25 protein-coding genes and 1 riboswitch are annotated in these 25368 nt (G+C 61.6%); of the genes, 10 read left to right on the forward strand and 15 right to left on the reverse strand.

The features are described 5' to 3' along the window. The first annotated feature begins 14 nt into the window (after positions 1 to 14). A complete protein-coding gene (locus HAV21_RS02240; RefSeq protein WP_208095778.1) occupies positions 15 to 1463 on the forward strand; it encodes an MFS transporter in 1449 nt (482 codons plus the stop codon). Between the two features lie 50 nt (positions 1464 to 1513). Here HAV21_RS02240 and HAV21_RS02245 read toward each other — a convergent pair whose 3' ends face one another. The 7 genes from HAV21_RS02245 to HAV21_RS02275 form a co-directional block, all read right to left on the reverse strand. After that, positions 1514 to 2227 (reverse strand): metal-dependent transcriptional regulator, encoded by a 714-nt coding sequence (locus tag HAV21_RS02245; RefSeq protein WP_142938590.1) that lies wholly within the window; start codon positions 2225 to 2227, stop codon positions 1514 to 1516. 9 nt (positions 2228 to 2236) lie between these two features. Then, on the reverse strand, positions 2237 to 3061 hold the full coding sequence (locus HAV21_RS02250; protein WP_208096062.1) for a class I SAM-dependent methyltransferase: 825 nt from the start codon (positions 3059 to 3061) through the stop codon (positions 2237 to 2239). Positions 3062 to 3181: 120 nt separating this feature from the next. Further along, complete coding sequence (locus HAV21_RS02255) at positions 3182 to 4591, reverse strand: aminotransferase class V-fold PLP-dependent enzyme (RefSeq protein ID WP_166840159.1); 1410 nt, start codon at positions 4589 to 4591, stop codon at positions 3182 to 3184. A gap of 32 nt (positions 4592 to 4623) precedes the next feature. Continuing rightward, a riboswitch (SAM riboswitch) is annotated at positions 4624 to 4737 on the reverse strand. Positions 4738 to 4907: 170 nt separating this feature from the next. After that, a complete protein-coding gene (gene hisN, locus HAV21_RS02260) occupies positions 4908 to 5720 on the reverse strand; it encodes a histidinol-phosphatase (protein WP_166840161.1) in 813 nt (270 codons plus the stop codon). 55 nt (positions 5721 to 5775) lie between these two features. After that, the gene (locus HAV21_RS02265; RefSeq protein ID WP_142938594.1) at positions 5776 to 6891 is read right to left on the reverse strand and encodes a ribosome small subunit-dependent GTPase A; all 1116 of its coding nucleotides are present in this window, start codon (positions 6889 to 6891) and stop codon (positions 5776 to 5778) included. 2 nt (positions 6892 to 6893) lie between these two features. Next, positions 6894 to 8276 carry a 3-phosphoshikimate 1-carboxyvinyltransferase gene (gene aroA, locus HAV21_RS02270; RefSeq protein ID WP_142938595.1) on the reverse strand — a complete coding sequence of 461 codons (1383 nt, stop codon included), beginning with the start codon at positions 8274 to 8276 and terminating at the stop codon, positions 6894 to 6896. 6 nt (positions 8277 to 8282) lie between these two features. Beyond that, positions 8283 to 8798: a DoxX family membrane protein gene (locus tag HAV21_RS02275; protein WP_166840163.1), complete on the reverse strand. Its 516-nt coding sequence runs from the start codon at positions 8796 to 8798 to the stop codon at positions 8283 to 8285. A 180-nt stretch (positions 8799 to 8978) separates the two neighbouring features. Between HAV21_RS02275 and HAV21_RS02280 the strand changes: the two genes are divergently transcribed. Together HAV21_RS02280 and rsrA are read left to right on the forward strand one after the other, a co-directional pair. Continuing rightward, positions 8979 to 9776 carry a sigma-70 family RNA polymerase sigma factor gene (locus HAV21_RS02280; RefSeq protein ID WP_142938597.1) on the forward strand — a complete coding sequence of 266 codons (798 nt, stop codon included), beginning with the start codon at positions 8979 to 8981 and terminating at the stop codon, positions 9774 to 9776. Beyond that, positions 9773 to 10033, forward strand: a complete 261-nt coding sequence (gene rsrA, locus HAV21_RS02285; protein ID WP_142938598.1) for a mycothiol system anti-sigma-R factor — start codon at positions 9773 to 9775, stop codon at positions 10031 to 10033. The genes HAV21_RS02280 and rsrA overlap by 4 nt, the downstream gene beginning before the upstream one ends. 308 nt (positions 10034 to 10341) lie before the next feature. Here the strand turns inward: rsrA and HAV21_RS02290 are convergent, their stop codons facing one another. The 4 genes from HAV21_RS02290 to HAV21_RS22130 form a co-directional block, all read right to left on the reverse strand. Continuing rightward, positions 10342 to 10956, reverse strand: coding sequence for a PadR family transcriptional regulator (locus HAV21_RS02290; protein WP_166840165.1), 615 nt, complete (start codon positions 10954 to 10956; stop codon positions 10342 to 10344). Next, the gene (locus HAV21_RS02295) at positions 10956 to 11804 is read right to left on the reverse strand and encodes a DUF4097 family beta strand repeat-containing protein (protein ID WP_142938664.1); all 849 of its coding nucleotides are present in this window, start codon (positions 11802 to 11804) and stop codon (positions 10956 to 10958) included. The genes HAV21_RS02290 and HAV21_RS02295 overlap by 1 nt, the downstream gene beginning before the upstream one ends. 102 nt (positions 11805 to 11906) lie before the next feature. Further along, positions 11907 to 12140, reverse strand: coding sequence for a beta-lactamase family protein (locus HAV21_RS22125; protein ID WP_238703390.1), 234 nt, complete (start codon positions 12138 to 12140; stop codon positions 11907 to 11909). A 32-nt stretch (positions 12141 to 12172) separates the two neighbouring features. Continuing rightward, the gene (locus HAV21_RS22130; RefSeq protein ID WP_243753118.1) at positions 12173 to 12577 is read right to left on the reverse strand and encodes a serine hydrolase domain-containing protein; all 405 of its coding nucleotides are present in this window, start codon (positions 12575 to 12577) and stop codon (positions 12173 to 12175) included. On the opposite strand from HAV21_RS22130, the gene HAV21_RS22135 reads away from it, so the two are divergent. Next, on the forward strand, positions 12497 to 12679 hold the full coding sequence (locus HAV21_RS22135; RefSeq protein ID WP_238703398.1) for a hypothetical protein: 183 nt from the start codon (positions 12497 to 12499) through the stop codon (positions 12677 to 12679). The genes HAV21_RS22130 and HAV21_RS22135 overlap by 81 nt on opposite strands. On the opposite strand, the gene HAV21_RS02305 is transcribed toward HAV21_RS22135, so the two are convergent. Both HAV21_RS02305 and HAV21_RS02310 read right to left on the reverse strand, forming a co-directional pair. Beyond that, complete coding sequence (locus tag HAV21_RS02305) at positions 12657 to 13256, reverse strand: GDSL-type esterase/lipase family protein (RefSeq protein WP_141282482.1); 600 nt, start codon at positions 13254 to 13256, stop codon at positions 12657 to 12659. The two genes, HAV21_RS22135 and HAV21_RS02305, sit on opposite strands and share 23 nt — an antisense overlap. Positions 13257 to 13394: 138 nt before the next feature. After that, positions 13395 to 17189, reverse strand: coding sequence for a multifunctional oxoglutarate decarboxylase/oxoglutarate dehydrogenase thiamine pyrophosphate-binding subunit/dihydrolipoyllysine-residue succinyltransferase subunit (locus tag HAV21_RS02310; protein WP_166840167.1), 3795 nt, complete (start codon positions 17187 to 17189; stop codon positions 13395 to 13397). A 486-nt stretch (positions 17190 to 17675) separates the two neighbouring features. On the opposite strand from HAV21_RS02310, the gene HAV21_RS02315 reads away from it, so the two are divergent. From HAV21_RS02315 to HAV21_RS02335, 5 genes are all read left to right on the forward strand, one after another. Further along, a complete protein-coding gene (locus HAV21_RS02315) occupies positions 17676 to 19028 on the forward strand; it encodes a hemolysin family protein (RefSeq protein ID WP_142938601.1) in 1353 nt (450 codons plus the stop codon). Further along, positions 19025 to 20095: a hemolysin family protein gene (locus HAV21_RS02320; RefSeq protein WP_166840169.1), complete on the forward strand. Its 1071-nt coding sequence runs from the start codon at positions 19025 to 19027 to the stop codon at positions 20093 to 20095. Before HAV21_RS02315 ends, HAV21_RS02320 begins: the two co-directional genes overlap by 4 nt. 107 nt (positions 20096 to 20202) lie before the next feature. Further along, entirely contained in the window at positions 20203 to 21204 is a 1002-nt protein-coding gene (locus HAV21_RS02325) for a zinc ABC transporter substrate-binding protein (protein WP_166840171.1), read from the forward strand. A gap of 153 nt (positions 21205 to 21357) precedes the next feature. Continuing rightward, entirely contained in the window at positions 21358 to 22173 is an 816-nt protein-coding gene (locus tag HAV21_RS02330) for a metal ABC transporter ATP-binding protein (RefSeq protein ID WP_187697145.1), read from the forward strand. Continuing rightward, entirely contained in the window at positions 22174 to 23064 is an 891-nt protein-coding gene (locus tag HAV21_RS02335; RefSeq protein ID WP_142938604.1) for a metal ABC transporter permease, read from the forward strand. Here the strand turns inward: HAV21_RS02335 and HAV21_RS02340 are convergent. Beyond that, positions 23061 to 23528, reverse strand: a complete 468-nt coding sequence (locus tag HAV21_RS02340) for a Fur family transcriptional regulator (protein WP_142938605.1) — start codon at positions 23526 to 23528, stop codon at positions 23061 to 23063. The two genes, HAV21_RS02335 and HAV21_RS02340, sit on opposite strands and share 4 nt — an antisense overlap. Positions 23529 to 23622: 94 nt before the next feature. On the opposite strand from HAV21_RS02340, the gene HAV21_RS02345 reads away from it, so the two are divergent. After that, entirely contained in the window at positions 23623 to 24276 is a 654-nt protein-coding gene (locus HAV21_RS02345; RefSeq protein ID WP_166840173.1) for an MBL fold metallo-hydrolase, read from the forward strand. Here HAV21_RS02345 and HAV21_RS02350 read toward each other — a convergent pair. Then, a complete protein-coding gene (locus tag HAV21_RS02350; RefSeq protein ID WP_142938607.1) occupies positions 24273 to 25355 on the reverse strand; it encodes a PLP-dependent cysteine synthase family protein in 1083 nt (360 codons plus the stop codon). The genes HAV21_RS02345 and HAV21_RS02350 overlap by 4 nt on opposite strands. Positions 25356 to 25368: the final 13 nt, after the last annotated feature.

The following is a 25368-nucleotide window of genomic DNA, read 5'->3' on the forward strand; positions in this document are numbered from 1 at the left end:
CGTAGGCTGTGCACATGACTGACGCAGCGGCCCTCCTGCCGAGAACTCCGCTCCAAAAGCGCGTACTTGTGGTGGCAATTGTGGCTTCGTTCATCGCCATCCTTGATGGATTTGTGGTGAATCTCGCACTCCCGGCCATCGGGCGTGAACTGGGTGGTGGGCTGGTCATCCAGCAATGGGTGGTGGACGCTTACCTGCTCACCCTGGGGGCGTTGATCCTGGTTGCCGGCTCACTGTCCGACCATTTCGGCAGGGCAAGGATTCTCGAATGGGGCCTTGCTGGTTTCGCGGTCACCTCTGTGATGTGTGGTCTGGCATGGACCGGTGAAGTGCTGGTGGTGTCCCGTGCGTTGCAGGGGATCGCCGGCGCACTCCTGGTTCCGAGTTCGCTTGCCATGATCATCTCGTCGTTCTCCGGCCCGGCGCAGTCGAAGGCCATTGGGCAGTGGTCCGGGTGGACCAGTGCCGCGGCCATTGTGGGTCCGCTGATCGGCGGAATGGCCGTGGACCTTTTGTCCTGGCGGGTCATCTTCTTCATCAATGTCATCCCGGCCGTTGCCATCTGGCCTTTGCTTGCGGGTTTGCGCGCATCCGACGCCGCAAGGGACAAGAGCAAGAGCATCGACTACTTGGGAGCATTCCTGGCCATGGTCGGCTTGGGTGGGCCGGTGTATGCGTTCATCGAACAGGGGAGGATGGGGTGGGGGAGCCCGCAAGTGTGGATCCCGCTTATGGTGGGCATTGCGGCAATGGTTTTGTTCCTCCTCCACGAGGCCCGGACTGCTCAGCCCATGTTGCCTCTGAGGCTCTTCACTATCGGCAACTTTGCCTGGGGTAACCTCGCTACCTTGGCCATTTACGCCGCGATCTCCCTGGGTTTCTTTGTGCTGGGCATTTACCTGCAGCAGGTGGGTGGGATGGGAGCCACTGTGGCGGGCTTGGCGCTGCTGCCAGGGACGGTCATCCTGATGCTGGGTGCGTCCTACTTTGGTGGGCTTGCCGGTAAGTACGGCCCACGATGGTTCATGACGATCGGACCGATTCTGTGTGGTGGGGGTTTCCTGATGTCGTTGACTATTCAGGACCCCCTCAACTACTGGACGCAGGTGCTGCCGGGCCAGGTGGTCTTTGGTCTCGGGCTGGCTACCTTGGTGGCGCCGCTGACGGCTGCAATCCTTGGCGCCGTCCCGTCTGAGGAGGCTGGGATTGGGTCGGCGGTGAACAACGCCGTGGCGCGTATTGCGGGTCTGATCTCCATCGCTTTCGCCGGGGTCATTGTGGGGCCGGCCTTTACCCGGGAAGGCCTGTATAACGCTTTGCTGGTGACGGCGGGCCTGTTCCTGTTCGGGGCGGTGGTTTCCGCCGTCGGAATCCGGAACCCTGTCCAGGACGCCGCAACTGCCGCTGTCAGCGAACCTGGTACAGCGTCCGACGACGGCGGGCCGGGCGGGCAGGTCAACTGACCTCGGGCGCGCACGGGCTCAGACGCGAACGGGCTCAGGCGCGAACGGACTCAGCGGGCGGGAAGAACGCAGCCTTCGTGCGTCTCGGAGCTCTGGACCCACAGAGCTGACGTGATTTCATCCGCGAGATCGAATTCCCGGCCACGGGAGCCGCTGCCGATGCGCACTACCAAAGCTCCGCCAAAGGGTTTACGCCCCACCACTTCCACCGGTGCGTCCAGGGAGATCTCCTCCGAGGCAAGGTAGCGCAGGAGGTCCGGATTTTCGTCGCTGATTCGTGTGATGCGACCCGAGTGGCCCTGATCCAACTCGATCATTCGGTAGGCGTGCGGCAGCTCAACCGATCCATCGGCCGAAGGTATCGGGTCCCCGTGCGGGTCCCGGACAGGATGGCCAAGCTTGGCGGACATGCGTTCGATGAAGGTATCGGACACCGCATGTTCCAACATCTCGGCTTCGTCGTGGACTTCGTCCCAGCTGTATCCGAGTTCCTCAACAAGGTACGTCTCAATGAGCCGGTGCCGGCGCACCATGGAGAGGGCGAGCCGCATGCCTTCAGGGGTCAGCCTGATAGCGCTATAGGGCTGGTGATCAACCAAACCCTGGTCCTTGAGTTTGCGCACCATCTCCGACACTGAGGAATTTGCCACCCCGAGGCGCAGGGCGAGCTGGGATGACGTAATCGGCTTGTCCTGCCACTCCGTGTAGGAGTAGATGACCTTGACGTAGTCCTCAATCGAGGAGGAGGGCGTACTGGTCTTCACACCCCAAGCCTACCGTGGCGCCGGACCCTGAATCTTGAACGCCCGCCAGGTTTGCGTCATGTAGGGCAACCCGATGGTTTCACCTGGGGCATGACCGAGGTGGTCATGGAGGTACCACTCCAGGTTGTGCATGACCTTAGCCCGGGTGGCGTCGTTGGCTCGGAGATAGTAGCTGCGGGATTTGGTGAGTTCCATGATGTCCTCAGGAGTCAGGGCATCCTCCCACTGGGTCAGGTGGCTTTCCAAACCACCAAACTCCGGGCCAATGACTGGCCGGAAGCCGGGCTTGTGGACATCGCCTGCATGCATGATGCGGGAAAGGCGGTGTACCCAGGGAATGGACGTGTCCAACTGATTCCAGATCAGCCCCAGGACTCCGTCGGGACGCAGGATCCGGGAGATCTCGGTGCTCGCTGCCATGGGCTCACACCAGTGCCAGGCTTGGGCAACGCTGACGACGTCGAATGCTGAGTCCGTCAGTCCAGTTGCCTCTGCCGTTCCCTCCAGCGCGTTGACGAGGGGGTAGCTTTTTCGCAGTTGCTCCAGCATGTCCGTGGAAGGATCGACGGCGGTGACCGCCAGTCCGCGCTGGATAAGGAGTGCCGTGAATTTTCCTGTGCCTGCGCCGAGGTCGGCCGCCGACCTTGCCCCGGGAGGAACGAGCCAATCCAGGGAGTCCCGTGGGTAGCCAGGACGCACACGGTCATAGTGTTCTCCGCCGTCCTGGAAGCTCTGGCCGAGTTCGCGCCGACGGGCAGCGTGGAGCTTGGGACCTCGCGGTCCAGCGGGTCCGGGAATGCCGGCCGCACCGTTTGCGGCGCCCGGGGGACGCAGGGACACGCAGAACTCCTTCACAGGATGGCCAGTGGGTACCCTACGAATTTACCTCAGCGGCCGTTACGCCTGGTCCACAGTGTGCCTGGTCCACAGTGTTTCTAGTCGACTGTGTGTTTTCTAGTCGACTGTGCAGGGAGCTGCTCCCGCAGTGCCCGGAGTGTTGGGCGCCCATTCGGGGTAGGTGCGGTGGTCATTGGCGGGAACCCATCGGCCCTCGTCCACCACGTAGTCCCAACCCAATCCGTCGCGCTTGAGCCCTTGGATGCCTGCGAGCAGCCTGGAAGCGTCCTCCAACCGGGAGCCGACGCCGAAGCTGGCACGCAGAGAGCCAGACGGGAGCCCCAGGCGCTTGAGGAGCGGGTGGGCGCAGAAGCGGCCGTCCCGCAGGCCCACGCCGTGCTCTGCTGCCAGGTAGGCGGCCACCAATCCGGCGTCGAATCCTTCGACGGAGAAATTGACCACACCGATGGTGTCCAAGGAGTCTGTGAAGATCTTGTGCACGGTCACGCCGTCGATGGCTTCCAGGCCTTCCACCAAGTAGGAGCGGATGGCGGTTTCATGGGCGTGCCACTCGTCCTGGTCCAACCCGGCCAGCACCTGGGTGGCACGGGCGAGGGTTGCGGCACCCAGAACATTCGGCGAGCCGCCCTCGTGTCGCGCAGGGCCTGCCGCCCAGCTAACGGAGTCCAATCGGGCTTCACGGACCGCGCCGCCACCGGCCAGGTGCGGAGTGCCGGCGTCGAGCCAGTCGGGACGGCCCACCACAACGCCGGCACCGAAGGGGGCGTAGAGCTTGTGTCCGGAGAAGACCACGTAGTCCACGTCTGCCTCGGTGATGTTGATCCGACGGTGCGGTGCGAGTTGGGCGGCATCCACCACAATCCGTGCACCGTACTGGTGGGCCAGGGAAGCAAGCTCTGCGATGGGTAGGATCTCACCGGTGACGTTGGAGGCTCCGGTCACCGCAAGCAGGCTGACACCGCCTTGAGCCAGCTCCCCGCGGAGTTTGTCCAGGGTCTCGGCCAAGGTTGGTGCCGCTACGACGCTGCGGTGCGGGACACCCTGCCACGGAAGCAGGTTGGCGTGGTGTTCGATATCCAGGTACAGGACCTCACCTGCGGGCTTGCCGTCAATCAGCGGAAGGCAGCCGGCCAGCAGGTTCAAGGAGTCCGTGGTGTTCCGGGTGAAGATGACAGAATCATCTGCCCGCCCGCCAACGAATTCGCGGACGATGTTCCGTGAATTTTCGTACACCGAGGTGCTGATCTGGGAGGCGTAGCCCGCGCCGCGGTGGACACTCGCATAGTAGGGAAGGACTTCGTTGAGGTACGCCGAGACGATGGTCAACGCCGGAGCCGATGCCCCGTAGTCGAGGTTTGCGTAGCGAACGTGTCCGCCCTGAATCAGGGGCGCTTGCAACTCGGCGCCGGTAACAGCTGCCAGCGGCCGTGCAGCGGCGGCTGTCTCTGCTGTGGTTTCTGCGGCGAAGGACGGAATGATGTTTGAGTCGAACGTGACAGTGCTCATAGGACCTCACTCAAGAGGGACCCCCCACAGGGAATCCGCGCTTGCCGCATCCGTTCCGGACCGGCCGGGTCGTCACCCGGGGCACCCCACCGCGAATGGAGGGTTGCCGGCCAGCAAACCGGGGTTTAGCGCTGGCACTCGTGACCTGTAAAAAGGCTAAAGCACGTCCGGGGGCCCTTCCAAAGCCGCTGCCGATTGTTAAGCCCTTTATTACGTCGGAGTCAAAATGCGCGTTTTGTCGAATAAAAAACGGCGGAGACCCCCAAAAGGGGGCTGCCGCCGTCGAATATTCCGTTCCTGCTGGTTTGCAGGAGGACTAGAAAAGATCGTCCAAGCCGGGGTTGAGCCGCTTGAGGACTTCTGAGTGAAGGATCGAGTTGGTGGCCAGCGCATTGCCGCCGAAGGGACCGTCTTCGCCTTCCAGGGAGGTGAAACGGCCACCGGCCTCAGTGACGATGGGGACGAGTGCTGCCATGTCATAAAGGTTCAGCTCAGGCTCGCAGGCGATGTCCACTGCGCCCTCGGCCACGAGACAGTACGACCAGAAGTCACCATAGGCGCGCGTGCGCCAAACATCTTCGGTGAGGTCCAGGAATTCGTCAAGATTGCCGCGTTCCTTCCAGCCCGAGAGGCTGGAGTAGGACATGGAGGCGTCCGCCAAACTGGAGACGTTGGAAACTTTGAGGCGCGTGGCCGAGGCGAGGGACCGGCCCATGTAGGCGCCCATGTCCTTGGCGGCCCACCAGCGTTTCCCCAATGCCGGGGCGCTCACAACGCCCACCACAGGTTCGCCGTCGTCCACGAGGGCAATCAACGTTGCCCACACCGGAACACCCCGGACGAAGTTCTTGGTTCCGTCGATGGGGTCGATGATCCAACGGCGCGAGCCGTGGCCGCTGCTGCCGAACTCCTCGCCCAGGACCGCATCACGTGGGCGCGAGCGGGACAGCTGGCCGCGGATAGCTTCCTCAGCGGCCTTGTCAGCATCAGTGACCGGCGTGAGGTCGGGCTTGGTTTCGATCTTGAGGTCCAGTGCCTTGAAGCGATCCATGGTCTGGGCGTCGACTGAATCAGCGAGGACGTGGGCCAGGCGCAGGTCATCGTTGTACGTGGAAACGGGATGGGTCATGCCACCAAACTATCCTGAATCGTTCGCCTCATTGGGGACGTGAAGCCGGTAACGATCAGTTGACGGTGCCCAGTTCCTTGGTCTCTTTCGCCTCGAGTCTTGGGTCTGCACCCAACAGGCGGCGCAGGGAGGCCAACCGTGCTACTCCTGATGGTCCTGCGTGGCCATCGTTCACCCATGCATCCAGCCCGCAATTGGTGGCGGTTGCACTGTGCTTGCAGCCGCGGTCGCAGGTTTCCGTGCCGGGCTCAAGGTCCGGGAACGAATGGAGGATCCGGTCCGGGTCCACATGAGCCAGGCCGAAGGAACGGATGCCGGGCGTATCGATAATCCAGCTGCCGGACGGGGCGTCGTCCAGCTTCAGCGCCAAGGCCGAGGATGAGGTGTGCCGGCCACGGCCCGTCACCGCATTGACGCCGCCCGTGGCGCGCTCCGCCCCTGTCAGTGCGTTAACCATGGTGGATTTGCCGACACCCGAGTGGCCCAGCATGACGGTGACTTTGCCACCTAGATGTGAGCGGAGCTGGGATACGGCGTCCTTGTCCAGCCGGGCTGAGAGTCCATCATCCGAGCGGGCATCAATGCCGCCGGCCTCGGAGTCAGCGGTACGGCTGATGATCACGGGAAAGTCCAAGCTCAGGTAATTGGCAAGGAGCTCCGCCGGATCCTTGACGTCCGCCTTGGTGATCAGCAGCAACGGCTCGATGCCGGCGTCGTATGCCGCAACCAGGGCACGATCAATAAACCCGGTGCGTGGTTCCGGGTTGGCCGCCGCAACAACCACAACAAGCTGATCGGCGTTGGCTACAACTACCCGTTCTATGGGGTCGGTATCGTCAGCGCTGCGGCGAAGAAGTGTCTTCCGCTCTTCCACCCGGACAAGCCGCGCCAAAGTGTCGGGGGACCCGGAGACGTCACCTACCAGCGCGACGAAGTCCCCTGGGACAACGGGATTTCGCCGCAGCTCACGGGCGCGGGCTGCAATCACGATCCGCTCGTTGGCGGAATCTTCGCCAACAATTGCCCGGTAGCGCCCGCGGTCCACAGTGATGATCCTGCCTATCACGGCGTCATCGTGGCTGGGGCGGTCCTTGGTGCGCGGCCTGGATCCTTTTTTGCTGGGACGGATCCGGACGTCGGATTCGTCCCAGGAACGTGCGTCACGGCCCATGGTCAGTTACTGGCCTCATCAAGATCGTCGCTGTCATCTGTTTGCTGCAACATGGCCGCCCACATCTGTGGGAATTCCGGCATGGTTTTTGACGTCGTGGCGATGTCTTCGACTTGTACGCCTTCGACAGCGAGCCCGAGGATCGCGCCGGCAGTAGCCATGCGGTGGTCGGCGTAGCTGTGGACGACGCCTCCATGAAGGGCAGCCGGGCGGATCACCAAGCCATCGGCGGTTTCCTCAGCATCGCCTCCGAGGCCATTGATCTCGGCAACCAGCGCGGCAAGCCGGTCGGTTTCGTGTCCCCGGAGGTGGGCGATGCCGGTCAACCGTGAGGGCCCGTTGGCCAGGGCGCACAATGCGGCGACCGTGGGCGCCAGTTCGCTGGTTTCGTCGAAGTCGGCACCTTTGATCTCGGCCGCGCCGGTCACTGTCAGCGTTCCGTCGTCAAACGTTACTTCTGCACCCATGGCAGCCAGGATGCTCCGCCATTGATCGCCTACCTGCGTGGTGCCGGCAGGCCAATTGGGAATGCGGACGGTGCCACGTGTGGCCAGCGCCGCGGCGAGGAAGGGTCCGGCGTTGGAGAGGTCCTGTTCAATCCGTTGGTCAAAGGCCCGGATGGGGCCGGGCGAGACACGCCAGTGGTTGGGTACGGAGTCGTCCACCGTGACACCCACGCTGCGGAGGACCTCCACCGTCATGGTGATGTGGTCCAAGCTGGGAACGGGTTTGCCCACGTGTTCCAGATGCAGGCCCTCAACGAACCGGGCACCCACCAGCAACAACGCGGAAACGAACTGCGAGGAAGCGCTGGCATCAATCACCAGGTGGCCGCCCCGAACTTCGCCGGTACCGTCCACAGCGAAGGGAAGGGACGACGGCGTCCTGCCGCCATCTGCTGCCACCGGGACTCCGAGGGCGATCAGGGCTTCGATGATGGTCCCCATGGGCCGCTTGCGGGCGTGGGGGTCGCCGTCGAAGACTGTGACGCCGTGACGCAGCGCAGCCAACGGGGGAACGAACCGCATAACGGTTCCTGCGAGCCCGCAGTCGATTGCCGTCTCAGCTCCGGGTGCAGCCGGATCCAACGGAGTAATTTCCAGGTCCGGACCGAAGTGGCCGTCGCCGGGTACCTCCTTGACGGTGGCACCCAGATGCTGGAGAGCTTGGATCATCAGTGCGGAGTCGCGCGAGTGAAGGGGAGCCCTCAACCGTGAGGGACCATCCGCCAAAGCCGCCAACACCAGGAACCGATTTGTTAGCGACTTTGAACCTGGGACCGTCACCGTTGCGTCCACTGGCCCCTTGGCGTGAGGCGCCGGCCACAAGGGCAGCGTGGTGGCGGCTTTTGCTGATTCGGTGTTAGCGGAGGTGGTGCCGGTCATGCTTCCTTATGCTCCAACTGCGTTGTCTACGGCCTTGCGAACTGCTTTGTCTGCGCGCTTGATTTGCTTGCCTGTCACTTTTTTGGCATCGGCCGCCAAGTGTTCTGCCCGCCATGCAATGCTCGGACGGCCGTCGGTATCAACTGCGGCAAGAAGCACGCCGCCCGTGAGGGAAATGTTCTTCAGCAACTGCGCCTTGCGGGCGCTCCGGCCTTCCTTGGTGCTGATGTCGGCCGAACGCCACTCGACATAGGTGTTCAGCGCCGAAGTGATAGCGAGAACCGTGGCGGCAAAGCGTGATAGTTTCCCGAGCCCGAGCAAAGCGCCGGCGCCCAACTGTGCACCGCCGAGGACGCGCGCGAGTGTCTTTTCGTCAGCTTTGAAGGGCAGCGATTCGGAGGCGCGACGAAGGACGGGAGAGAGTTGCTTCGCAGTGTCGTCCGCGTTCCTGAGCTTGTCCAGCCCTGCGACGACGAAGCTGGACGCGAGCATGGGACGTGCGAGAAAACGGATAACAGACATGTCTTGCCTCCTGATGGCTTGCCACATTAGTTCGGTGAATGTTGTGTTCAAGGGGTGCAGTCTGATCTAGTCTTGCACTTTTGCGGAATATTTACCCGGCAGCCACCGTTGTGAACCACAGGTGCGGCGGAGACCGGACTGAGGCATGGTGTGTGCCGCCTGTTGAACGGAGTGGGTTTTTTGACTTTGGTTAAGGACCGGGTGGTGCTGCCGGAGCCTGGATATGGAATGCAGCCGGAATCGCGGCAGCTGACAGTAGACTTGGCAACGATGAGCACCACTGAACCGGCCGCAGCGGCCAAGTACCAGGCAGCCGGCGCGGATGATGACGCGACGGCGGCAAACGACGTCGATCCTGCTTCGGAAACCCCGGAACAGCGGCGGGCACGCTTTGAGCGTGACGCCATGCAGTACGTGGACCAGTTGTATTCGGCAGCCATGCGTATGGCGCGCAACCCCTCCGATGCCGAAGATCTGGTCCAAGAGGCCTACACCAAGGCGTTTTCGGCGTTCCATCAGTACAAGCCGGGAACTAATCTCAAAGCCTGGCTGTACCGGATCCTCACCAACACTTACATCAACCTTTATCGGAAGCGCCAGCGTGAGCCGCTGCAGTCCAACTCGGACACGATCGAGGATTGGCAGTTGGCCAAGGCGGAGTCGCACACTTCGGCAGGCTTACGGTCGGCAGAGACCGAAGCACTGGATCACCTCCCTGACTCCGACGTGAAGAACGCTTTGCAGTCGATTCCTGAGGAATTCCGCCTTGCGGTCTACTTCGCGGACGTTGAGGGCTACGCATACAAACAAATTTCAGAGATTATGAATACCCCGATCGGCACGGTCATGTCACGGTTGCACCGCGGCAGGAAGATGCTGCGGGATATGTTGGCGGACTACGCCGCCGAACGGGGCTTCAGGGCCCAAACCGAAGATCAGGCCGCGGCCGGAAGCAACAATCAGGAGAAAGAGAAATGAGCGACTGCCAGGGATTGGGCGATTGCGACGATACGCGAATGCAACGGATCTACGAGTACCTCGACGGCGCATTGACCCGCGAGGATCTCACTGAGATCAAGCAGCACTTGGATACCTGCGAGGAGTGCGCCGAGCAGTATGACCTTGAGTGCCTCATCCGCACCATGGTTAAGCGGTCATGCACTGAATCCGCCCCGGAGAACCTGAAAAACTCCATACTGGACCGCATCCACGCCATCAAGCCAGTGGACGCCTGATCCCGGCCGGATGCTGAAGAGCCTCATTCTTTTACAGGATTGACCTTAACGTCGAAGGCCCCGGAAACCGCATGGTTTCCGGGGCCTTCGCTTTTAAGCCTGTGACGCTAAGCCGGTGGCTTAGGTGTTGGGACGCTTGCCGTGGTTCGCGCCGCCGCGCTTACGGTCACGACGCTTACGTGCACGCTTGCTCATAGCTGGCCTCCTTCAAGGATTGATACTCAATAAAGCTGCCCTCCAGTTTCGCACATCCGGGTGCTGCGCCGCGAACCGGCAGAATTTGAGCTGCTTGGTGGCCGCCGGCGTCGTCAATGGTGCAGCGTGTTCCTGATCGATATGCGGGCCTGGTCCAATACGGTGCGCACAGTTTCGAGCGTCAGGGGAGTCAGGGACTGCGAGGCGCCGTATTGGCGTAACTCGACGCGGATGTCATCCCTGAAGGACTGAACCAATAATTCCGCTTCCTTGAGCATGCGTTGACTTTCGGGAGTATGCCCCATCGTCCTGCTCCGCAAATGGGCCGAAGAAGCGCTGGTTCGTGCAGCTTCAGCAGTGGCCGCAAGATCTGCCCGCAGGCCGCGCATGTTGGTGCGGATGTCCTCCCGCAGGTTGTCGGCAAGTCGCCTGACGGACGCGGAGATGGTGTCTTCGACATTGGCCAGCTCATCCCGGCGACTATCGAGCTCAGCGCGGCCGGCGTCCGTAATGAGGTACTTGGTGCGGCGGCCTTCGGTCTCCGTGGCAACCAGGCCTTCCTCCTCCAGCTTGCCCAAGCGCGGGTAAATAGTACCGGCGCTAGGGGAGTAGGTGCCCCCAAACCGTTCGCCCAACGCCTTGATGAGCTCGTAGCCGTGCTTGGGACCGGCCTCCAGCAAGGCGAGCAGGTACAGCCGCAGGGCGCCGTGAGCGAAAACCGGAGGCATCAGAGGCCTGCTTCCCCGGGGATGGGGTGGCCGCTTTCCGGTGTGGGAGCCGATCCGTGCATGATGTAGGTCTTGCCGGAAACGGTGTTGGTCCGCACCAGCATCAGCCTTTCGTCGGGACCGACAATAGTGTGAACAGTGCTGCCTGCTTGGGCGTACATTTGGTCATCGATCACCACGGTTCCGCTGGCCGACTTCGCCACGATGTCCAGGCCGACGTCGTGCGGCAGCCGGATGGTCAGGTCTCCGGAAACGGAGTTGGCCCCGAGGTCGTTGGTGTAGTCCTGCAGGTCAAAGCTGAGGTCGCCGCTCACGGTGCTCGCACGGACGTTCTTGAACTTGCCCGAAGCGGTGACTTCGCCTGAGACGCTCTTGGCGGTCAGGACGCCGTCGTGGTTTCTGGCGATGACCTCGCCACTGACTGTATTGACGTGCAGTTCGCCGCTGGTGCCGTCCGCCAGGACAGAACCGGACACCGTATTGAGCCGGGTGCGTCCACTGATGCCCGAGACCATTCCGTCACCGCTCACGGTACCCGCCTCAACGTCGACGCCGGATGGCAGCGCAATGCCGACGATCACCGAGTTGCTGCTGGTGTTATTGACGGTGCTCATCAAGTTGCGGAACCAGCCCTGCGGTCCCTGCAGTTGGTGGCGTACTTCCAACCTTCCGTCAACAAGAGTGACCGTCAGCGGGTCGCCCGTGATCTCACTGACTTCGATGCGGACAAAAGGTTCCTGGTGCGTCACGACGTCAAAGCGGCCTTTGACAATGCCGAGTTTGAGTGAGCGCACATTCTCCACGTCAATGGTTTGGGGGTCCGTCACGGTCCATAGTTCGTCAGACATCATTCCTCCACGTTGCGATATATCGCGTTTATGTAAACACGATATATCGCATCTGCTGTGGAGGCAATGGTTCTGCGTGTGCTAATCAACGGCAGGGTGGGCCTAGGACCGGTACATCTTTCCGATGAGCGTGACGTCGTTGGGCGCGAGCGTGCCGGCGATGGCTTCCTGCTGCATGGCCTCCGGCAGCGCGGGATTAGTCATGGTCAGGACGTTGTCCCCGAAGAAGTAGCCCTGGGGGTGGGGTGCGGGAATGCTGTTGGACGAAATGTCCGGGAAGACTGTTCCTGTCATGCCCAGCGGCTCGAAGATGCGGTCCCTGAACAGTTGCCCCAAGGGTTTCCCGTCGACTTTTTCGGCGATGAGGCCTAGCAGACCGTACTGGTATTGGAGTAATGAAAACCCTGGCCGGGCGCAAAGTACGGTGGGTGCCTGTACGCCAGGGCAAGTAGTTCGTCCGGTTGCCAGACCCTTTGCGGGTCTGTGTCCATGGCCGAATTGAGGTCAAGGGTTTCCGTGTAGTTGTACAGCCCGCTCCGCATGGTCAGCAGTTGGTCGATGGTGATGTTGTCGCCGTTGGGAACGTCGGGGCGGTGCCGGGACACCGGATCATCCAAGGAAAGCCTGCCCTCCTGGACCATCTGCAAAATGGCAGTTGTGGTCCAGGTCTTGGTGACGGAGCCCACCCGGATATGGTCCTCGATGGATACTTCGCGCTGGGCGTCGCGGACACCAGTGCCGTACGAAGCCGTGAGGGCGGACCGGAACTGCAGGAAACTGTAGCGACCACTGCGGCAACAACGGCCGCGGTGAATGGTGCTCTGACAGAAACCTACACGATCCGCGTCATGGCTACTCCGGTTGGGCGATATTAAGCCACTGGAACCAGCCGCGGTGCAGGACAAGCCACGCAATCAATCCGTAGCCGGCCTGGCCCGGAGTTCCCCCATTGGCTGCGAGGTCCGTCCTCCACTGCTCATGATTGAGCAAGGGAGAGAACGTGTCAACGTAATGGTGGTTCCGCCTGGTGGTGACGTCGGCAAACGCCGTGTTCAGCTCGGCCAGACGTTTGTTGCGTGCGGGGTCCAAGGTAGGCGGCGGGCCCACCACAAAGACCTCCACGCTGCTGTGCGAAGCCCCGTCAAGGATGTTCGCAAGGTTCAGCCGGCTGCGTGCCGTGGACAGTCCAAACTCAAGGTCGCGACCCGAAAGGCCGATCACCAGTCGATTCTCATGCTGATCACTGAAGCGCCTTCCGGCTTCATCCTGCCAGCGTGCGGCGAGGCCCTCGGTGCCTTCCATGGGGCAGGGGAGCGGGAAACTTTCCACCACGACGGAATCCTGGGGTGTGCGGGCCAGGACTCTACCGAGCCAGCCCAAGGCGCGGGGATCCCCCAGGCCCGCGAGCAGTTCATCTCCTACAGCTGCGATGCGCAGCTTCCTGTCTTCCACGGCTACCTCTTCACACTCGTTACGGTCCTTGCACGGTTTGGCCGATCATCGGCCGGTTTGGGAACCGGGTCCTGTCCCATTAAACAGAACTGCCCGGCCTAAGGCGCGCACATCGCTCCTCAGGCCGGGCAGTTTCGCTTACTTGCGTTCGAACGCCTGCTTTATCAGGGTGTCCTGTTCAGCGGCGTGGCGCTTCATGGATCCGGCAGCGGTGGATGCCGAAGCCGGACGCGACACGAGGCGGAGCTTGCGGTCAAGCTCCGGTGCCAGGTTAAGGCCCATGAACGGCCAAGGACCCTGGTTGGCGGGCTCATCCTGTGCCCACACGATGTCAGCGTTCGGGTACTTGGCGAGCTCGGCATCGATCTCTGCCTTGGGCAGCGGGTACAGCTGCTCCACGCGGATGATCGCCGTCGAGGTATCGCCGGACTTTTGACGGTTGGACAGGAGGTCGTAGTACAAACGCCCGGAGACCAGAATGACGCGGTCCACGTTGGCCGGCTGCACGTCCGGATCACCGATAACCGGCCTGAAGCCTCCGGTGGTGAAGTCCTCAACAGCCGAAGCCGCGCCCTTGAGGCGAAGCAGCTGCTTGGGGGTGAAGATGATCAACGGCTTCCGTGGGCGGCTGTAGGCCTGGCGGCGCAACAGGTGGAAGTGTGAGGCAGCAGTGGTGGGGTTGGCCACGATCATGTTGTCCTCGGCGCACATCTGCAGGAAGCGCTCAATGCGTGCCGACGAGTGGTCCGGTCCCTGGCCTTCGTAACCGTGCGGGAGCATGAGCACCAGCGAGGAGCGCTGGCCCCACTTCTGTTCCGCCGAGGAAATGAACTCGTCAATGATGGTCTGGGCGCCATTGACGAAGTCACCGAACTGGGCTTCCCAGAGGACCAGAGCATCCGGACGCTCCACAGAGTAGCCGTATTCGAAGCCCATGGCAGCGTATTCGGACAACAGGGAGTCGTAGATCCACAGCTTGGCCTGGTCGTCGGAGAGGTTGCCCAAAGGCAGCCACTCGTTGCCGTTGGCGCGGTCGTGGAACACTGCGTGACGCTGGACGAACGTGCCGCGGCGGGAGTCCTGGCCGGCCAGGCGTACGGGTACGCCTTCCATGATCAGTGAGCCAAAGGCTGCGATCTCGCCAAAGCCCCAGTCGATGCCGCCCTCACGGGACATCTGCTCACGCTTCTCCAGGAGCTGCTTGAGCTTGGAGTGAACGGTGAAGCCATCCGGAATTTCCAGGTGCGCCTTGCCGATGCGGGCAAGGGTTTCGGCGGAAATCGCTGTGGACGTGGGGGAGTTCGTCCCGAAGTCAGACTGCTGCGCAATGGGACGCTCGATGTCCGAGACAGCAGCGGAGTCCGCCGTGATGATCGGGATCGGGGAAGTCTGTGCGGCATGCGTTTCAGCGAAGACGCGCTCAAGGCGCTCCTGGTAGTCGCGGAGCAGCTGCTCAGCTTCTTCCTCGGTAATGTCTCCGCGGCCGATGAGCGACTCGGTGTACAACTTGCGAACGGAGCGCTTGGCTTCGATCAGGTTGTACATGAGCGGCTGGGTCATCGAGGGGTCGTCGCCCTCGTTGTGGCCGCGACGGCGGTAGCACACCATGTCGATGACGACGTCCTTGTGGAACCGCTGACGGAACTCGTAGGCGAGCTGCGCAACGCGCACCACGGCTTCGGGGTCGTCGCCGTTCACGTGGAACACCGGTGCCTGGATCATCTTGGCAACGTCGGTGGAGTACGTTGACGAACGCGATGACGACGGTGCGGTGGTGAAGCCAACCTGGTTGTTGACGATCACGTGAATGGTACCGCCGGTGCGGTAGCCGCGCAGTTGCGAGAGGTTGAGGGTTTCAGCCACAACACCCTGGCCCGCGAAGGCTGCGTCGCCGTGGACCATGATGGGCAGGACAGGGAAGGACTCACCCTGGTCCAGGCGGTCTTGCTTAGCGCGGACAATGCCTTCGAGGACGGAGTCAACAGCTTCCAAGTGGGACGGGTTGGCGGCGAGGTAGACCTTGGTCTGCTTGCCGTTGTCCGAGGTGAAAGTACCCTCAGTGCCGAGGTGGTACTTGACGTCACCGGAGCCCTGGACCGAGCGGGGGTCCTGGGTGCCTTCGAATTCGCGGAAGACCTGTGCGTAGGTCTTTCCTGCGATGTTGGTCAGCACGTTGAGGCGGCCACGGTGGGCCATGCCGATGGCAACTTCGTCCAGTCCGTCGTCGGCCGCGTCAGAGATGACGGCGTCGAGCAGCGGAATCAGCGACTCGCCGCCCTCGAGGGAGAAGCGCTTCTGGCCAACGAACTTGGTCTGCAGGAAGGTCTCGAAAGCCTCTGCGGCGTTGAGCTTGGAAACGATGCGCAGCTGCTCTTCGCGGCTCGGCTTGGAGTACGGGTGCTCCAGCTGATCCTGGAACCATTTGCGTTCCGCCGGCTCCTGGATGTGCATGTATTCGATGCCCGTGGTGCGGCAGTACGCGTCGCGGAGGACGCCAAGGATGTCGCGGAACTTGAGTTGTGGTTTGCCACCAAACCCGCCGGTAGGCCACTCGCGGTCCAGATCCCAGAGGGTCAGCCCGTAGGTCAGGACGTCAAGGTCCGGGTGCTTGCGCTGGACATACTCCAGGGGATCGGTGTCAGCCATCAGGTGGCCGCGCACGCGGTAGGAGTGGATCAGCTGCTGGATACGGGCAACCTTGTTGATCTCGTCTGCAGGATCAACCTGGAGGTCCGGGCTCCAACGCACGGGCTCGTACGGGATGCGCAGGGCTTCGAAGATCTCATCATAGAAGTTTTGCGCGCCAAGGAGGAGCTGGTGGACGAGCTTCAGGAACTCTCCGCTGCCTGCGCCCTGAATAACACGGTGGTCATAGGTGGAGGTCAGGGTGAGAATCTTGCTGATGGCGTTCTGGGCGATGATCTTCTCGCTGGCACCCTGGAACTCGGCCGGGTAATCAAGCGCGCCGACGCCGATGATGGCAGCCTGGCCCTTGGAAAGGCGCGGCACCGAGTGGACGGTGCCGATCCCACCGGGGTTGGTGAGGGACACCGTGGTGCCCGCGTGGTCGTCAGCAGTGAGCTTGCCGTTGCGGGCGCGCTTGATGAGGTCCTCGTAGGTGTGCCAGAACTCCGCGAAGTCCATGGTCTCGGCCTTCTTGATGTTCGGAACCATCAGGAGGCGGGTGCCATCGGGCTTGGGCATGTCAATGGCGATGCCGAAGTTGACGTGAGCCGGCTGGACGGCGCTCGGCTTGCCGTCGATTTCGTCGTAGTAGACGTTCATCGAGGGGAACTGGGAGAGCGCGCGGACAACGGCGTAACCGATGAGGTGCGTGAAGGACACCTTGCCACCGCGGGCGCGGGCAAGGTTGGAGTTGATGACAACCCGGTTGTCAATGAGCAGTTTGGCAGGAACTGCCCGGACGCTCGTGGCGGTGGGTACTTCCAGGCTGGTCACCATGTTGGTGGCGATGGCCTTGGCCGGGCCGCGGAGGACGGAAACGACGTCTTCCTCGGGTGCCGTGGGAGCTTTGGTGCTCTTGGGAAGCTGTGCCGGAATCGGCTGGGCCGTGGCACCGGCGACGGGCTTCTTTGCTCCGTCCCGGGCAACCGTGGCGGGTGCCTTCTTCGCCGGGGCGGGTGCCGCCGGTGCAGGCTCGGGGGCAGCTGCGGGAGCGGCCGGCGTCGGTGCCGGTGCCGCTGCGGGCGGAGCTACCACGGGAAGTGCTTGGGTAGGGGGATTGACAGCCGAAGCGGCTGCGGAGGATCCGTTGGAAGAAGTGCCGTCACCGGAAGCAAAGGACTCGAAGAGCGGCCACCACTTGGCGTCGACCGAATTCTTGTCCTGTTGGTACCGCTCGTACAGTTCGTCAACGAGCCACTCGTTTCCGCCAAATTCCTCTGGTAGACGGTGGCTGGGCTGCTCTGGCACTTGAAATACGCCTCTTCCATGAGTGTTGTTTTCCCGCTGGCCACAGATGCTCTCCACAATGACGGGCCAGGGTCCGGGTCCCGCGAACTCAGACCCATGTCAGTCTAGTTAGCATCGTTGGTTAACTGCCAATAGTGGTGACCTAAATCATGTTGTGGCTGACTTAATGGACATGTGCCTCTTCTTTGAAGGGTACGTGACGCCGGCAGGGCATCACTGCCCGGCTGACTGTAGACTGAAAGTCTTATGGACAGTAAATCTAGGTGCCGGCCTGGGAACTGTCGGGGGAGCCGCTCAGGCAACCCCGCACAGCGTGCCCGTCGAGCCGGCAACACCCGTTCACATGCCCATCACTCGCCGGCGCTCACTGCCGGTGGTTCTGCGGACCGTCCGTCTGCGGGACCCGACCAGCCTCCGCCCGGGCGAATCCCGGCGCAGCAGGCATTATCTCCACTGCACGCGCCCACTCTTGGAGTGATGCGCTAAGTGGAATGGATTCTCCTCCTAGCCGGTTTTGCTCTGATTCTTGGCACCGGCTTTTTCGTAGCAGTTGAGTTTTCCCTTGTTGCTTTGGACCAAGCCAGCGTTCAGCGCGCGGTGGATAATGGCGACCACGCCGCCGCCCCGCTGTTGAAGTGCCTCAAGTCCCTCTCCACCCAGCTTTCCAGCTGCCAGTTGGGCATTACGCTCACCACCTTGCTGACAGGTTTCGTGATGGAACCGTCGCTGGGGCAGCTTCTCCTGGGACCATTGGGTGCGGTGGGCATCCCTGCCGAGGTCACCCATTCCGTGGCGTTGATCCTTGCCATGGTGATCGCAACCCTGTTGTCCATGCTGATTGGCGAACTGGTCCCCAAGAACATGGCCATTGCTCTCGCTTTTCCGTTAGGTAAGCGCCTGGCGCGCCCCCAATTGATGTTCACAGCTGTCTTCAAGCCCGCAATCGTGGTGCTGAATGGATTCTCGAACAAGGTGTTGAACCTGTTCGGTCTTGAAGCCAAGGAAGAGATCTCAGGGGCAAGGACACCTGCAGAACTCGCTTCCTTGGTACGGCGCTCCGCCGAGTTGGGGACATTGGATGCCGGCACGGCCAACTTTGTTGCCCGCACCTTGAACTTTTCCGGTCGCACTGCGGCGGACGTCATGACGCCACGCATCCGCATGGAAACGATCGACGCCGACCAGCCTGTATCCGATGTCCTGGATGCTGCGCGACGGACCGGATACTCCCGATTCCCTGTCATTGGTGATTCCACCGATGACATCCGCGGCGTGGTCCACGTCAAGAAGGCGGTAGCCGTCCCCGCTGAGCGCCGGGCCAAGCTCGAGGCCGGTGCCATCATGACGGATGTCCTGCAGGTCCCGGAGACGATCCACTTGGATGCGCTCCTGTCCGAGTTGCGGGAAGGCAACCTCCAACTGGCGGTTGTACTCGATGAATACGGCGGAACCGCAGGAATCACCACGCTGGAGGACCTTGTGGAAGAAATCGTCGGGGAAGTTGCTGACGAACACGACAAAGTCCGGCCGGGAGTGCTGCAGAGTGCATCCGGCGATTGGTACTTTCCGGGCTTGCTGAGGCCGGACGAGGTATCCGAGCAGATACCCAACCTCACTGTCCCCGACGAATCGGCCTACGAGACCGTGGGCGGGTACGTCATGAGCCAACTGGGGCGCATCGCAAGGACTGGCGACGTCGTCGAAACCGTCGGCGGGACGCTGACTGTGACCAGGATGGACGGCCGAAGGATCGACAGGATCTGTTTCCATCACGTGGAGACGGACATGTCGGATGCTGCGGATGCCGAAAATCCGCGCCGTGAAGCAGGTGCCCTATGAATGACTGGGTAGGAATCGTCTGGCTTGTGGTGCTTCTGATTGGCAACGCCTTCTTTGTTGGCGCTGAATTCGCGGTCATGTCCGCGCGTCGAAGCCAGATTGAGCCGTTGGCACAAGCCGGGTCCAAGCGCGCGCAAACAACACTGCGTGCAATGGAAAACGTCTCGCTGATGCTCGCCTGTGCGCAACTTGGCATTACCGTCTGCTCGCTCCTGATCCTTCAGGTTGCGGAGCCGGCCATCCACCATCTGTTGGCGGAGCCCCTTGAGCTGGTTGGTGTTCCGGTTGAATTGGCAGACATCATCGCGTTTGCCATCGCTTTGCTGTTCGTCACGTTCCTGCACGTTACCTTTGGCGAAATGGTGCCCAAGAACATCTCGGTTTCCGTTGCAGACAAGGCGGCTCTCTTGTTGGCGCCGCCGCTGATGTTCATAGCCCGGGTGGTGAACCCGGTGATCTGGTCATTGAACTGGCTCGCCAACCACATCCTGCGGCTGATGAAAATTGAACCCAAGGATGAAGTGTCCTCTTCCTTTACGCTTGAGGAAGTCCAGTCGATCGTCCAGGAGTCCACGCGCCATGGGTTGGTGGACGATGAAGCGGGTCTTTTGAGCGGTGCTCTGGAATTTTCCGAACACACTGCTTCGCACATCATGGTTCCCTTGGACAAGCTGGTGGTCCTGAAGACAGCATCCACTCCCGTGGATTTGGAGAAGGCGGTCAGCCGCACCGGTTTCTCACGGTTCCCGATGGTTGACGACGACGGCGAACTCGCCGGGTACCTCCACGTGAAGGACATCCTGTCCATTCCGGACGAGGGCAGGAAACACCCGATTGCCGAGGGCAGGATACGGTCATTGGCCAACCTGGCTCCGGACGACGAGATCGAGCAGGCATTGTCCGTCATGCAGCGAACGGGTTCGCACTTGGCCCGTGTAGTGGGTTCGGGCGGGGAGACCCAGGGCGTGTTGTTCTTGGAGGACGTCATTGAGCAGTTAGTGGGTGAGATCCGCGATGCTACACAGGCAACCGGCATTCGCCGTTATGGCGGTCAGCAGGTGCAGTAGGAAGCGGTAGATCCCTCTGGCGTCGCCTGGTTCCAGGTGACGCCAGAGCCTTCTAAATAGGAATCATTCCCATTTGGGGCTACACTGAAATCTCCCAGTAATTGTGTTTGATTCTCATTTTGAGTAGATCCGAGGTCTTCGTGCGTCGTTCCGCCACCCGCCTGTCCGTGGCCGCTTCTGCAGCTCTGTCCGCCCTACTGCTGTCGTCCTGTGCCGGGACCGCCGGAGCGAACAATGATCCCACAACAGGCGCCATTGAAGTTGTCACCTCTACCAATGTCTACGGGGATGTCGTGAAGGCTGTCGGCGGGGACAAAGTCAACGTGAACGCCATCATCACCAAGACCAGCCAGGACCCGCACTCATACGAGGCAAGCGCCCAGGACAAGCTGGTGATTTCCAAAGCCAAGCTCGTAGTGGAGAACGGCGGTGGCTATGACGAGTTCCTCCACAAGATTGCTGATGAGACGAAAGTCGGCCACGAGAACATGATCAGCGCCGTCGAGATTTCAGGCCTTGCTCCGGAAGAGGAAGGCCACAGCGAAGAAGCGCACAGCGAAGAGGGCCACACCCACAACCACGGAGACTTTAACGAGCACGTTTGGTACAGCCTGGACACCATGGGCAAGGTTGCCGACGCGGTGGCCGCCAAGCTGGGCAGCCTTGACGCGGGATCGGCCTCGACCTTCACGGCTAATGCGGAGACATTCAAGGCAAAGCTCTCAGAATTGACGGGCAAGCTTGACGAGATCAAGGCCGGCAATGAGCACGCCCCCGTGGCCGTCACTGAACCCGTTCCGCTGTACCTCCTCGAAGCTGCAGGCTTGGAAAACAAGACGCCGGAAGCCTACAGCGCGGCAATCGAAGAAGAGACCGATGTCCCGGCTGCGGTACTGAAGGAAACCACAGATCTGGTCAGTGCCAAATCGGTCCGGTTCCTGGCGTACAACGAGCAGACGGAGGGGCCGCAGACCGAGTCGGTCAAGCGGGCTGCGGAAGCGGCCGGGGTACCTGTTGTGAACTTCACTGAAACGCTGCCGGACGGGAAAGACTACCTCCAGTGGATGACGGACAACGTGGAATCAGTCACCGCCGCACTCAAGAAGTAGCGTTCCCTGCACCCGTTATGGGGTGAAGGGCCCCGCTGGCGTCCTAAGATATTCAGGATGGCTGCGGGGCCTTTTGCTTGCCACCAGCCTGGTGGCCAATACCAGCGGCACAACAACTGCGTTCCACGGAATGCATGGATATGAGGATAACTTTTGACACCGGTAGTGAGCCTCCGCGGAGCCAGCCTGCAGTTCGGCAAGCGGACACTCTGGCGGGACCTGGACCTGGACATCAACCCGGGTGAGTTCTTCGCTGTCCTTGGTCCAAATGGCAGCGGCAAGACCAGCTTCCTGAAAGTTCTGCTCGGATTGCAGGAACTGCATTCCGGAACCGTGTCCCTGGGTGGGCACCCGGTGGAGCGGGGAAGCAAAAAAATCGGCTATATACCCCAGCAAAAATCGTTTGCCCCGGACACCCCGCTTCGCGCCCGTGACCTGGTGGGGCTGGGGATCGATGGGCACCGCTGGGGAATGCGGTTTGCATCCGGCAAAGTCAACGAGCGGATCGACCAGCTGCTGGAGCAGGTGGGCGCATCGGACTACGCCAGGGTGCCGGTTGGACAGTTATCCGGCGGCGAGCAGCAACGTCTCAGGGTGGCGCAGGCCTTGGCGACCGAGCCGCAGGTTCTCCTCTGCGATGAGCCACTGCTTTCCCTGGACCTGCATCATCAACAGGGCGTCAGTTCACTCATCAACAAGCAATGCCATGAGCGGAACAGCGCCGTGGTCTTCGTGACCCACGAAATCAACCCTGTGATCGACTACGTGGATCGTGTGCTCTACCTGGCCGGTGGAAAGTTCCGTGTCGGAACTCCGCAGGAGGTCATGACCACGGAAGTACTCTCCGAACTGTACGACAGCCACGTGGAAGTCATTCACGCCAATGGAAGGATCGTGGTGGTGGGTCTTCCCGACGCAACCACCCACTTCCATGACGAAGCCCACGCAACCACCGGGGAGGAGTTCTAGATGGACGTCGAGAGCATCCTGCAGACCATTTTCAATTTTGAGAATTATGGTGAATTGCTGGTTCTCGTCCAGAATTCCATCTGGGCGGGTGCCGTACTGGGGCTTCTGGGCGGGTTGGTGGGTACGTTCGTGATGAAACGGGACCTGGCTTTCGCGGTCCACGGCATCTCCGAACTGTCCTTCGCCGGTGCTGCCTTCGCCCTGCTGATCGGAGCCGACATCATTTTCGGCTCCCTGATTGGCTCTGTGGCCGCGGCTGTACTCCTGGGCTTCATGGGAGTAAGGGCACGCGACAAGAACTCGATTATTGGTGTGATTATGCCGTTCGGGCTGGGCCTGGGCATTTTGTTCCTGGCGCTCTATGAGGGTCGCGCGGCAAATAAGTTCGGTCTGCTGACAGGTCAGATCGTGTCCGTTGATACGGTGCAACTGCAGGTGCTTGCCGGCACGGCTGTGGTGGTGATGATTGCTTTGGCGGCAATCTGGCGTCCACTGAGCTTCGCCAGCGTGGACCCTGAAATGGCAGAAGCGAGGGGTGTGCCGGTTCGTGGCCTTGCCATCGCTTTCATGGTGCTGCTGGGTGTCAGTGTGGCGTTGTCCATCCAGATCGTGGGCGCGCTCTTGGTCCTCGCCTTGCTGATCACCCCTGCAGCTGCCGCGCTGAGGGTGACTACATCACCCCGTTTGGTAGTGCTGCTGAGTGTGCTTTTCGCGATGACGGCCACAGTGGGTGGAATTCTTTTGGCTTTGGGCAGCCGCCTCCCCATCAGCCCGTATGTCACCACGCTGTCCTTCCTGATTTACGTGGTGTGCCGGATCATCGGCAGGGTCCGCGCTAACAGGGGCCTTAATGGCCGCGTATCACGGGACCAGCCGGCGGGAGCGCTCTAAAGCTTGCCGGCTGCCTTTTTGGCTGTGCATTCGGGGCACAACCCGAAGATTTCCACTGTGTGGGCAACCTCGGTGAAGCCGTGTTCAGTTGCCGTCCGGGCAGCCCAGGTCTCGACGGCGGGTGCCTCCACTTCTTCTGCCTTACCGCAGTTGCGGCAGAGCAGGTGGTGGTGGTGTCCGGTGACCGCGCAGCGCCGGTAGACGGCTTCACCGTCGCCGTTTCGAAGGACATCAATGAGGCCGTCGTCGGCCAGGGACTGCAGAATCCGGTAGGCCGTGGCAAGCGACACGGAGATGCCTTTGTTCTGCAGCAGCCGGTAAAGCTCTTGAGTGCTCACGAAGTCATCCAATTCGTCCAGGGCGGCGCTGACGGCCAAGCGCTGCTTGGTGACGCGCTGCTCCCTGACACCGCTGGTGGCCGGCGCTGCGTTGCCGGTCGTGGCCGAATTGGTGCCCTGTGGCATTGAAAGACTCACTTCCCTGGGGATGTTGGCAAAGCCCAATTTTACCAGTAGGGGGGGCTTGGAAACTGTCAGTGGGCGCCCATAGGCTGTCTCCATGAAGCTCACCAAGTACACCCACGCTTGTGTCCGGTTGGAGAAGGAAGGAAAGGTCCTGGTGATTGATCCCGGGACTTTCTCCGAGTCTGAGGAAGCCCTGCGCGGAGCCCACGCCGTACTTGTCACCCACGAACACAGTGACCACATCGACCAAGCGGCAGTGACAGCAGCCCTGCGCAGCAACACTGCGCTGGAGGTCCATGCGCCGGCCGGGGTGGCTGCTGCTTTGAAGGAAAACGGGGATGTGGCCGATCGCGTGTATGCCGTGGAGGCCGGTTCTGGCTTCGAAGCGGCAGGGTTCAGCATCCGGACTTTTGGTGGCCAGCACGCTGTCATCCACGCTCAGATCCCGGTGGTGGCGAATATTGGCTATCTGGTGGATGACAACGTCTTTCACCCCGGCGATTCGTTCGTAGTCCCCGATGGAATCAATGTCCAGACCCTTTTGGTTCCCCTCCATGCTCCGTGGTCCAAAGTGGGCGAGGTAGTGGACTTCGTCATCTCCGTCCGTGCTCCCCAGGCTTTTCCGGTCCACGACGCCCTGCTCAACGAACTGGGCCGGGGGATCGTAGAGGGCCATGTCACCCGGATCGGCGCCCGCTACGGAACCACCTACAGGCGTCTTGCCCCGAAGGAGTCGGTGGAGGTCTAGGCGGGCCACACCCCGGTGTCGTGAAAGCGTTCCAGAACTGCTTCATGCGGTGCGGGGTCCAGGCCGTGCGCGGCCAGCCACCCGGCGTCGTTGTAACTACCCGCGTAACGGTCGCCGGCGTCGCACATGAGAGACACGATGCTGCCTTGCCGGCCCTCGGCCACCATCGCGGCCACCAACTGCCAGACGCCCCAAAGATTTGTCCCTGTGGATGGTCCTGCGTGCAGGCCGGTGAGTTTCCGTAAGTGCCGCATGGCGGCTACCGAGGCAGCATCAGGCACTTGGATCATGTGGTCGATGACTGCCGGGACGAAGCTGGGCTCTGACCGCGGCCGGCCGATGCCCTCGATCCTGGACGGAAGGCCCGTTGCCGCGGCCGCGTTTCCGTCGCGCCAGGCCGGGAAGAAAGCCGAGTTTTCGGGGTCCACGACGGCCAGCCGGGTGTCATAGCGGTTGTATCGGAGGTAGCGGCCAATGGTGGCGCTGGTACCGCCGGTGCCTGCACCCACCACAATCCATTCCGGAATCGGGTGTTCTTCCAAGGAGAGCTGTTCAAAAATCGATTCCGCGATGTTGTTGTTGCCGCGCCAATCCGTTGCCCGTTCGGCGTAGGTGAATTGATCCATGTAGTAACCACCCGAGGTCTTTGCGGTCTCTTCCGCAACGGCGTAGACCTCCGAAGCATGGTCAACCAGCAGGCATGCGCCGCCGAAGTCTTCGATCAGGGCGATCTTCTCCGGGCTGGTGGTCTTGGTCATGACCGCGATGAACGGTAGCCCGATGAGCCGGGCAAAGTATGCCTCGGACACCGCGGTGCTCCCGCTTGAGGCTTCGACGATGGTAGTGCCTTCGGTGATCCAGCCGTTGACCAGGCCGTATAGGAAAAGTGACCTGGCCAAGCGGTGCTTGAGGCTGCCCGATCTGTGGGTCGACTCGTCCTTAAGGTACAGGTTGACTCCCCAGTGGTCCGGGAGTGGGACGGCATAAAGGTGGGTGTCGGCCGAGCGGTTGTTCTCAGCCTCGATTTTACGGATGGCCTCGTTGGCCCATGCCCTGTCCTGAATACACGAATTGCTCACCGGATAAGCCTAG

Source organism: Paenarthrobacter sp. MSM-2-10-13, assembly GCF_011605365.1.
Classification (GTDB): Bacteria; Actinomycetota; Actinomycetes; order Actinomycetales; family Micrococcaceae; genus Arthrobacter.

Bases quoted from the DNA above. Each gene is read 5' to 3' on its own strand.
- rsrA (WP_142938598.1), top strand. From the start codon at position 9,773: ATGAGCGACTGCCAGGGATTGGGCGATTGCGACGATACGCGAATGCAA.
- HAV21_RS02340 (WP_142938605.1), bottom strand. From the start codon at position 23,528: ATGCCACAGGGCACCAATTCGGCCACGACCGGCAACGCAGCGCCGGCC.
- HAV21_RS02290 (WP_166840165.1), bottom strand. From the start codon at position 10,956: ATGCCTCCGGTTTTCGCTCACGGCGCCCTGCGGCTGTACCTGCTCGCC.
- HAV21_RS02345 (WP_166840173.1), top strand. From the start codon at position 23,623: ATGAAGCTCACCAAGTACACCCACGCTTGTGTCCGGTTGGAGAAGGAA.
- HAV21_RS02320 (WP_166840169.1), top strand. From the start codon at position 19,025: ATGAATGACTGGGTAGGAATCGTCTGGCTTGTGGTGCTTCTGATTGGC.
- hisN (WP_166840161.1), bottom strand. From the start codon at position 5,720: ATGACCCATCCCGTTTCCACGTACAACGATGACCTGCGCCTGGCCCAC.
- HAV21_RS02255 (WP_166840159.1), bottom strand. From the start codon at position 4,591: ATGAGCACTGTCACGTTCGACTCAAACATCATTCCGTCCTTCGCCGCA.
- HAV21_RS02295 (WP_142938664.1), bottom strand. From the start codon at position 11,804: ATGTCTGACGAACTATGGACCGTGACGGACCCCCAAACCATTGACGTG.
- HAV21_RS02240 (WP_208095778.1), top strand. From the start codon at position 15: ATGACTGACGCAGCGGCCCTCCTGCCGAGAACTCCGCTCCAAAAGCGC.
- HAV21_RS22135 (WP_238703398.1), top strand. From the start codon at position 12,497: ATGGTCCTCGATGGATACTTCGCGCTGGGCGTCGCGGACACCAGTGCC.
- HAV21_RS02265 (WP_142938594.1), bottom strand. From the start codon at position 6,891: ATGGGCCGTGACGCACGTTCCTGGGACGAATCCGACGTCCGGATCCGT.
- HAV21_RS02335 (WP_142938604.1), top strand. From the start codon at position 22,174: ATGGACGTCGAGAGCATCCTGCAGACCATTTTCAATTTTGAGAATTAT.
- aroA (WP_142938595.1), bottom strand. From the start codon at position 8,276: ATGACCGGCACCACCTCCGCTAACACCGAATCAGCAAAAGCCGCCACC.
- HAV21_RS02275 (WP_166840163.1), bottom strand. From the start codon at position 8,798: ATGTCTGTTATCCGTTTTCTCGCACGTCCCATGCTCGCGTCCAGCTTC.